The organism is Streptomyces sp. MnatMP-M17, from assembly GCF_900091995.1.
Lineage (GTDB): Bacteria > Actinomycetota > Actinomycetes > Streptomycetales > Streptomycetaceae > Streptomyces.
The window spans coordinates 1-7,466 of the sequence record NZ_FMDK01000813.1; the positions used below are offsets into that span (position 1 = coordinate 1).

At 68.9% G+C, this 7,466-nt stretch carries 9 protein-coding genes; 5 read left to right on the forward strand and 4 right to left on the reverse strand.

Features of this window, described 5'->3' with window-relative positions; translation table 11 throughout:
• A partial coding sequence (locus GA0115259_RS31130; protein WP_256098221.1) for a helix-turn-helix domain-containing protein occupies positions 1-418 on the reverse strand: 418 nt, incomplete at its 3' end.
• 214 nt (positions 419-632) lie between these two features.
• On the opposite strand from GA0115259_RS31130, the gene GA0115259_RS31135 reads away from it, so the two are divergent.
• The gene (locus tag GA0115259_RS31135; RefSeq protein WP_093603189.1) at positions 633-1,349 is read left to right on the forward strand and encodes a DUF4232 domain-containing protein; all 717 of its coding nucleotides are present in this window, start codon (positions 633-635) and stop codon (positions 1,347-1,349) included.
• Between the two features lie 9 nt (positions 1,350-1,358).
• Here GA0115259_RS31135 and GA0115259_RS42325 read toward each other — a convergent pair whose 3' ends face one another.
• Both GA0115259_RS42325 and GA0115259_RS31140 read right to left on the reverse strand, forming a co-directional pair.
• Positions 1,359-1,481, reverse strand: coding sequence for a hypothetical protein (locus tag GA0115259_RS42325; RefSeq protein WP_256098222.1), 123 nt, complete (start codon positions 1,479-1,481; stop codon positions 1,359-1,361).
• Positions 1,482-1,489: 8 nt separating this feature from the next.
• Positions 1,490-1,900: a nuclear transport factor 2 family protein gene (locus GA0115259_RS31140; protein ID WP_256098223.1), complete on the reverse strand. Its 411-nt coding sequence runs from the start codon at positions 1,898-1,900 to the stop codon at positions 1,490-1,492.
• Positions 1,901-2,008: 108 nt separating this feature from the next.
• Here GA0115259_RS31140 and GA0115259_RS31145 point away from each other — a divergent pair, with 108 nt between their 5' ends.
• Both GA0115259_RS31145 and GA0115259_RS31150 read left to right on the forward strand, forming a co-directional pair.
• Positions 2,009-2,449: a MarR family winged helix-turn-helix transcriptional regulator gene (locus tag GA0115259_RS31145; protein WP_093603193.1), complete on the forward strand. Its 441-nt coding sequence runs from the start codon at positions 2,009-2,011 to the stop codon at positions 2,447-2,449.
• Positions 2,450-2,844: 395 nt separating this feature from the next.
• Complete coding sequence (locus GA0115259_RS31150; protein WP_093603195.1) at positions 2,845-3,444, forward strand: hypothetical protein; 600 nt, start codon at positions 2,845-2,847, stop codon at positions 3,442-3,444.
• Between the two features lie 335 nt (positions 3,445-3,779).
• On the opposite strand, the gene GA0115259_RS31155 is transcribed toward GA0115259_RS31150, so the two are convergent.
• The gene (locus tag GA0115259_RS31155) at positions 3,780-4,343 is read right to left on the reverse strand and encodes a dihydrofolate reductase family protein (RefSeq protein ID WP_093603197.1); all 564 of its coding nucleotides are present in this window, start codon (positions 4,341-4,343) and stop codon (positions 3,780-3,782) included.
• 300 nt (positions 4,344-4,643) lie between these two features.
• Here GA0115259_RS31155 and GA0115259_RS31160 point away from each other — a divergent pair, with 300 nt between their 5' ends.
• Together GA0115259_RS31160 and GA0115259_RS31165 are read left to right on the forward strand one after the other, a co-directional pair.
• Positions 4,644-6,218 (forward strand): hypothetical protein, encoded by a 1,575-nt coding sequence (locus GA0115259_RS31160; protein ID WP_093603199.1) that lies wholly within the window; start codon positions 4,644-4,646, stop codon positions 6,216-6,218.
• A 217-nt stretch (positions 6,219-6,435) separates the two neighbouring features.
• On the forward strand, positions 6,436-7,466 hold a 1,031-nt coding region (locus GA0115259_RS31165), incomplete at its 3' end, for an AAA family ATPase (RefSeq protein WP_093603201.1).

Consider the following 7,466-nt stretch of genomic DNA (forward strand, 5'->3'; position numbering starts at 1 on the left):
CTGCTGCTCCGGCACCGGCTGCCGCTTCGGATCCGGGCGCTGCTCCGGATCCGGCTGCCGGTCCGGACCGGGCCGCTGCTTCGGGCACGGCCGCCACTTCGGCCCCGGCTGTCCCGGGCACGGCCTCCCCTGTCCGTACCTTCGGTGCCTCCTCGGCAGGAGCCCCGCCCGCCTTCCGCCCACGCCGGGCATCCGCGAGGATCCACCGCCGATGCAGCTCCACCAGTTCCTCGGGAGTCGCCTTGCACACCCGGGCGAACCGCTCCACGGGCGCGTAGTCCGTCGGTACGGCGTCCCCGTTGACGTACCGGTGAAGTGTGGACGCACTCATGTGCAGCCGCTTCCCGAGCACTCCGTAACTGAGCCCGGACCGCTCCTTCAACCGGCCCAACAGCTCCGAGAACTCATCCCCCGTCACTGTCCCTCCCTCTCTTCACGTCCCGGACCGTCGTTCCAGGCGGAGGTCATTCCCCCAGGCCAGAGCTGTTGCAGGCGTTCCAGCGTCCCGGATGTTCCGGCAGTTGTGGCGCCCGGGACGGATCACGGCACAAGCTCTGGTCATCCAAGCACGCCGCTCCCGGCACCCGGTCGAGCGGCCTGCGCACAGACCCGTACCGCCTCTGGGGGACCACATGTCCGCACGTACCAACCGCACCCGCATGCTCGCCGCCGCCGCACTCGCGGTCGCCACACTGACACTGACGGCGTGCAACAACGGCGAGGGCACCCGCGACGAGGGCGCTTCGACGGCGTCCGCGTCCACCTCGTCGCCCATGGCGGCCGGCGCACCTTCGCCCGAGACGAGCGAGGGAACTTCCACGGGGGCGGCGGAGGCCGGCTCCGCCGCCTCGGCCCACTCCGCGGGCTCGGCTTCCAAGGCCTCGACGGGCGCCTCGGGCTCCACAGGCTCGCACGGCTCGAAGTCCGTCCCCGTCCCCGCCTCCACCTCCTGCTCCAGCACCTCCACGAGGACGACCGCCACGGAGGTCTCCCGCCCTCTGAACCACCTCCTTCTCACCGTTACCAACACCGGCTCGAAGAACTGCGACCTCATCGGCTACCCGGTCGTCCGATTCAGCGAGGCCCAGTCCGTCCCGCCGGCCATCGAGGCCTCCAAGCCGCAGGCCGTGGTCACGCTGGCCCCGGGTGAGTCGGGCTACGCGAGCGTCCTTCTCTCGGCCGCGGACGGCAGCGGCTCCCACGGCTACACGGCCAAGTCCCTCGCTGTCTACTTCGACAAGAGCGCGAGCGTCGCCCGCCCGTCACTGCCCGCGAAGGGCGTGTACATCGACAGCTCGCTCAGCGTCTCGTACTGGCAGTCGGACATGGCCGACGCCTTGGCCTGGTGACGCACAGGCTCACTGCGTGGGCACGATCCACAAGGCCACGCTGACGTACGGGTGATTCACGAAGACGACACCAAGGGCCAGGTCTCTGACCTGGCCCTTGGTCATGGAACAGGTGAGGTCCGGTTCTGACACTCACCGCCTCACTTCTCGTGCGTCCAGGCGAGCGCGATGTGCGTGTCGCTGATTCGCCAGCCCGCCGATGTCCGCACCGCGGTGCAGGCCACTCGCAGGCCGCTTGTCCGATGGGGCGCTTCGCCGTCGCGGTAGAAGTACACGAGCTGGTTCGCCGTGGCCTTCGCGCGGTCACCGTCGACGTGCACCAACACGTCTCCGTGGATGTGTTGGGTGTGCTCTCCCTCGATCTGGCTTCGCTTCAGGTGGGCGATCACCTCATCGAGGCCGTGAAGTTCGCCTTTCGGCGAGTGCACCGCGATGTCGTCGTGATAGACGCTGGCGGCGTCTTCGTGGCGGCATTCGTCCAGCAGGTTGGCCAGGTGGGCGAACAGGTCGGCGATCTCGGCTCGGTCGGTGGTCAGGGCGGCGGTGGGCACGACGGCTCCTTTGATGGTCGCTCGATTGATGGTCATTGAACATTGGTGAGACCAACACTATGCCAGAGTGTTGGTCTTGCCAACACTCATGCCGATAGAGTGGCCGCCATGGATGAGACCCCCGAGCGCTTGGCGGCGAAGCCGAGTTGGCTGATCACCCAACTGGCCGTGTACGCCCGCCGGCTGGTGTTCGACGGCTTCACCGCTGCCGGGGCGCGCGGGTACCACTACCGCATCCTGGCGGCACTGCACGAGTTCGGGCCCGCGAGCCAGGCGGAGCTCGGCCGCCGGTGCCGTATCGACCGCAGCGACGTTGTGGCGGCCGTCAACGAACTGGTCGAGCAGGGCTTTGTCGACCGGGCGCCGGACCCGGACCATGGACGGCGCAACAAAGTGACGCTCACCAGGGGCGGTGTCCGGCAACTGCGGCGCATGGACGGGGTGCTCGATCAGGTGCAGGACGACCTGCTCAAACCGCTGTCGGCCGAGGACCGGCAGACTCTGACCCGCCTGCTCGGCCGAGTTCTCGCCCAGTACGAGCCGGAATGACCGCCGTGCTTCGCGACAGACACCCCTGGCCGACTCGGCCAACTCGACACAGGCGGCACCGAACGCCGCACGGAGCAGAACCGAGACTTCAGCGAAGTTTTCCGCCGTCGCTCGTTCGGAGCCGATGGGAGCGCAAGCACACAGCGTAATGCCGAGCATCAAGGTGCCTCTTGTCTGCTTGTTGTTGTCTGCTTTTTGCCATTCGGCTGAGTCCGCTCGCATTCCACTTGACGACTGACTTCGTTGCCGAAAATCTCGCCGAGAGGGTAGGCCAACTCCTGGCCCTCACCGCATTTCTGTCGTGAGTGCGAAGACATACGTAGCGGGAACTGGCCGGTTGTTTTCATGGTAGAGTCTTGATGATTCACAGGACGCCACGAAAAAAGGGGAATGGCGTGAATACCGAGAAGGTTACGGCTCGACGTCTTACGGCCGAGGAGGTTTCAGAGTTGGGCCTCCAGGACGGCATCTTCGTCTCGGCAGAGATGGATGGCCTTCCTCTCGACTGCTATGCCCCGGCTTTCCTTACGGAGCCGGGTAAGAATTTTGAGGGAGGGTCCTTCACCGCGAGGACGATGTTCGGTGAGGAAATCCATGTTCTCCCGGACAACGCCGAAGAGCGCGGGGTCTGGCTTGCCGACGAGGCGGGGGAGGAAATCGAGGTTCTCCAGAGTGCCGGCGTCCTCCTGAACCTCGCCCTCTTCGTGCCCAACGGGAACAAGGAATCTCTGGAGTCGCTCTACTCCGCCGCGCGGGACGCGTTCGGCGCGGGGGTTGTTCAGCGCTGGAGCGAGGAAGTCGTCGCGGTGCCGGACGTCAAGGTCGACCTGTTCGAGGAGCCGATCCGGGGGCGGAAGAACGCGGGCAGCCAGAACCGCGACCGCCGCGCCTTGGACATCTACCCGACCCGAGTGCGGTTCCTGGAGCCCAGCGACGGCTGGAAGTTCATTGTCGAACCGCACAAGGAAGTCGTCGACGAGACACCGACGATCTGACCTGATGGCAGCCTAGAGGCCACGTCGGCGGCATAAAACCCCCTCCCGGTGGCGAATTCAAGGGGGCTTGGCAGCCTGCCGGCCAAGCGGCTGTTGTCAGCGGCTCGACCAGACGCTCGGCTGGGATATCCCAGCCGAGCGTTCTGCGTGGTACGGACATTGAGCTGCTGAGGCTGAGGCCTGTGGTTTGTTGCGAAACCAACTGCCGGTGCCTTTGAAGCGTATGACCCAGTACACATGAAATGCGTCTTGCTGTTCGAGAAACTCGGCGCGGAAAGACTCCGGAATGGCATGGAGGTCCGCTGAAACGTGACTTCTGCCGGCGGAGGGGCCGGCTAACGTGTCACGCGGTAGCCAAGGTAGACGACTCTTGATTTGAAGGTGCGGGTCTCGACGAGTTCGAGATCCACCCGGCGCTCGTGCCGGGGAAAGAACGGAATGCCACCGCCGACCAGCACCGGGTGGACCCTGGCCCGGTATTCGTCGATCAGACCCAGCGCGGCCGCCTCGGCGGCGAGAGTCGCGCCGCCGACCGCGATGTTGCCGTCCCCCGGCTCGGCCCGCACCCGCTCGATCTCCTCCGCCAGGCCGCCGGAGGCCAGGCGCGCATTGCCCCGCACCGCCGACAGCGTGGTGGAGAACACCACCTTCGGGAGCCGCTTCCAGATCGCGGCGAACTCAAGCCTCGTGGCGTCGAGCGATGGATCCTGGTCGGCGGTCTCCCAGTACAGCATCGTCTCGTACAGCCGTCGCCCCAACAGGTAAACGCCGGTCTCTCGCACCTCGTCGATGACGAAGCGGTAGACCTCCTCGTCGGGCGGCGTCCAGTCGAAGCCGCCGTCCGGCCCGACGATGTAGCCGTCAAGTGAGACATTCATCGAATAGGTCACGTCGCGCATCAGAAGTCCTCCTCGGTGACGGGATTCGACAGTACGACTGCCGGAGGCCGCAGAACTCATCGCGGCTCGCGAGATCCCTGGGGCGAGTCACCTCACGAGATCATCTCGTTGAGAGAACCTCACTGGCCTGGAGCTTTCGTACGGTCGCCGCGCGACTCCGGGCGTTGAGTCGTGCGTCGAGGAAGACCGACGGGCGGCCGAAGGGGACTGGCAGATCCTCATCGTGGTGCTTATGATGCCCGGGATGAAGAACTACTCCTCGTACGGATCGGGGGAATCGTTCGCGCAAGGTGAGTGCTGATGGCACATCACTTCGCGAATACGATTCCGGCCCACCTGTTGATGTGGCATCGCGTGCGCGAGTACGCCGTACCACCGTCCATGATCGAGACCGCGACCGCACGACGTGCCGTTGGCGACTGGGCCGGGGCATGCGCCGCCGCCCGGGTCGACATCGATCTCGATCTACGCGCCGTGCGCGACCGCCACGGCATCGAGCTCGTCACCCGCCTTCGTGCGGATCTGCGCCGCCTGGCTCCGGATCTGCTCCGCTGGCACCTGCCCCGGACCGCCCCCGACGGGCGGCTCCGCGCCGGCCTCACCATCTCCCTGGCCCGTTACCGGAGTTCCGGCGACACGCCGCTGCAACTGGTGGTGCGGACACCGCCGGCCTGGGCGGACGCCGGACAGAGGGTATCCCTGGCCTTGTGGGAGGAGTCCCGGGTGGAGTCCGGGAGCGGTCCAGGGCACCTTCTGCATCCGCACCCGCACCCGCATCCCAACCGGCGTTTCCGGCTCGACCTGCACCGGCATCTCTGGGACTCCGAGCGGAGCGGCGAACTGGCGTGGCGGTGCGGTGCGGGCGAGGCGCTATCTCTGGTGCCGGCCGCGCGGCCCCCCGCGTCCGACCGGCTCCACGCACCCGCGCGGCCAGACGTGCCAGACGTGTCGTACGTACCGGCCGTGCCGGACGTGCCGGATCGGCCCGCCGTCCACGATTCCCCGTGGGAGCCGGCAAGGTGGGCTGCCGAGGCGGAGTTCCTGTTGCGGGCCGAGGGCTGCCCTCGCGGGGCCTTCACCGTGCGGCTCGGTACGCGGAGCCGTGCCGTACTCGAACTCGTCGCTCCCGACAACAGCCATGCCCCGACGTTCCGGCCGCTGCGGGAGACGCTGCCGCCGCAGGAGGTCGCGGCGCTTCCGGTGCTGCCGGAGGCGGCGGCCCGGGTCCTTCCGGATCTGGAGCTGCTGCGGGCCGGGCTGGTCGCGACCGATCGGCTGCATCCGCTCGTCGCCACGGCATTGGCGGCGTTCGGCTCAGCGGCGTCGTCCAGCTCGGGACCGGCGACCGGCCTTGCCCTCCCGCCCGGTGATCCGCACCGGGTGGAGTGCCGGGGTGAGGTCCACCGGATCGCGCTGCGGGACGGGACACTTACGGCGATCGATCACGACCCGGCACAACTGCGCCGGGAGGAGCTGCTGGTGGCGCTCGGCGGGCCCGCGCTGCCCTGTCTGCGCGCCATCGACGAGGTGCACCGTGACCCGGAGGCGCTGCCCGCGGTCCGGGAGCGGCTGGGCCATGGTGATGTCGCCGGGGCCCTGGCCGTGGTCGAGGGGCTGCTCGGTCCCGGTGCGGTCCTGCGCGACGGGCCGCTGCGGGAGGAACTGGAGTCGGCCGCGGCCCGCCGCATCGACCACGGGCTCTTCCGCTCGGGGTTGGTCGCCGTACACCCCGGTGCCGGTTCGGCAGCGGGCGGAACGGCCTCGGACCTGAGACACGCGGAGGCGCGCCACCGTCCCCGACTCGACCGCCGTACGCCTCGCGCGATGCGCCTCAAGCGGAGCAGCCGGGCCCGGCCCCGTACCGGCCAGACCTGACCTGACCTGACCTGACCTGACCTGATTACCGGGCGATCGCCTGACCGGCTGCCCCACCTGAGTCCCGTACTCACACTGCCTGAGTCCCCTGCTCACACAGCCTGAATCCCCTGCTCGCGCTGCCCGAGTCCCGTGCTCGCACTGCGCATTGCGCGCCGCACGCCCAAACATCCGGGACGGGCCGTCCCGTTCCCTTACGCCACCCAAGGTGATGCCCATGACTTCCAGCACCCTCCTGCCCGCTCCCGACCAGATCCCCGCCGTCGGCGCTCCCGTACCCACCTCCGTCGGCCGATCCGGCACCGGCACCGGTTCCGGCACCCAACTCGCCGTCGCCGACGACCTCCTGGCCCTCCTGCGCACGACCACCACCGAGCCGCGCCCCGACGAGCGCCTCGAAGCCCTCGCCCTGGCCGTCGCGGCCGACCTGCCCGTACTGCTCTGGGGCGAGCCGGGCATCGGCAAGACCGCGGCCCTGACGCAGCTCGCCACTTCCCTCAACCTGCCGCTGACGACCGTGATCGCCAGCGTCCACGAGCCGACCGACTTCTCCGGGCTGCCCATCGTCGGCGACGACCCGGCGGTGCGAGGGGTGCCGATGGCGCCGCCGCAGTGGGCCGTGGAACTGGTACGGGCCGGGCGGGGGCTGCTCTTCCTGGACGAACTCTCCACCGCCACACCGGCCGTCCAGGCCGCGCTGCTCCGGGTCGTCCTGGAGCGGAAGGTCGGTGCGCTGCAACTGCCGCCGGAGGTACGGATCGTGGCCGCGGCCAATCCGAGCGCGTCGGCGGCGGACGGGTGGGAGCTGAGCCCGCCGCTGGCCAACCGGTTCGTGCATCTGTACTGGCTGCACGACCGCGAGGTGGTGGTGCGCGGGCTGGGCGGGGTCTGGCCCCGGGCGGAGCTGCCCCGGCTGGTGCCGGAGCGGTTGCCGGAGGCGGTGGCTTTCGCCCGGCGCGCGGTCTGCGGATTCCTGGAAGCCCGGCCGACGCTGATCCACCGGCTGCCCAGCACGGAGACACGGCGCGGCGGTGCCTGGCCCTCACCCCGGAGCTGGGAGGCCGCGTTGGCCCTGCTTGCCTTCGGCACGGCGGCCTCCGTCTCCCGGGAGGTGCTGGCACTGCTGGTACGGGGCACGGTGGGGGACGGGCCTGGGCTTGAACTCCTCGCCCATCTGGACCGGATGGACCTGCCGGACCCGGAGTCGCTGCTCGCCGATCCGGCCTCCGCCGAGCTGCCGGTGCGGGG

Excerpts from the sequence above, each read along its gene's own strand:
- GA0115259_RS31155 (WP_093603197.1), bottom strand. The coding sequence starts at position 4,343 with ATGCGCGACGTGACCTATTCGATGAATGTCTCACTTGACGGCTACATC.
- GA0115259_RS31135 (WP_093603189.1), top strand. The coding sequence starts at position 633 with ATGTCCGCACGTACCAACCGCACCCGCATGCTCGCCGCCGCCGCACTC.
- GA0115259_RS31160 (WP_093603199.1), top strand. The coding sequence starts at position 4,644 with ATGGCACATCACTTCGCGAATACGATTCCGGCCCACCTGTTGATGTGG.
- GA0115259_RS31145 (WP_093603193.1), top strand. The coding sequence starts at position 2,009 with ATGGATGAGACCCCCGAGCGCTTGGCGGCGAAGCCGAGTTGGCTGATC.